The organism is Ideonella sp. FW305-24 (assembly GCF_058788035.1).
In genome coordinates this window covers 1-567 of record NZ_JBYTAI010000054.1, presented here as the reverse complement: position 1 = coordinate 567, position 567 = coordinate 1, and the positions used below count along the sequence as shown (strand labels likewise).

General features: G+C 64.6%; 1 protein-coding gene. It reads right to left on the bottom strand.

Annotated features, from left to right (window positions below):
* The coding region (locus tag AC3WR5_RS33490) for a carbohydrate porin (RefSeq protein ID WP_492490118.1) at positions 1-567 on the bottom strand (567 nt) is incomplete at its 5' end.

The window sequence follows — 567 nt, the reverse complement described above, 5'->3', positions numbered from 1 at the left end:
TCAGAACCACCATTCGATCTGGGCGCCGAAGCTGTTGCCCGAGGTCTTGTCGTCGAAGGCGGTCTGGCCGGTGACGTTGCCAGCGGCCTTGTTCCACTTGGCGAAGGTGGCGTACAGGCGCAGCTCCGGGCGGTTCCAGAAGTCCGGGCCTGTCGACAGCGTCGGGGCGATCGTCAGCTTGGTCAGGTGCGCGGTGTCGCTGCCGTCGTCGACCTTGTACTGCGAGTAGCCCAGCTCGCCCACCATCTTGAAGTTCTTGGTGATGGCGTAGGACATGCGGCCACCGACGGAGGCCGAGTTGGTCTTCAGGCCGGTGTTGTCCTTCTCGCTGGCGAACAGCACGATGGCCTGGCCGCCGAAAGCGCCCTTTTGCCAGTTCACGCTTTCGACAATGCGCCAGTTCTTGCTGTCCTGGCCCCAGTCGAGGTGACCGAAGTTGGCGTTCAGCGAAGTCGAGCCCTGGGCGTATTGCAGCCAGGCCACGCTCTTCAGGCCGGTGCCGAACAGGTTGTCCTGGTCGACGCGCGCCGTCAGGCCCGCACCCTTGGTGCCGCCGTTGAACTGGCC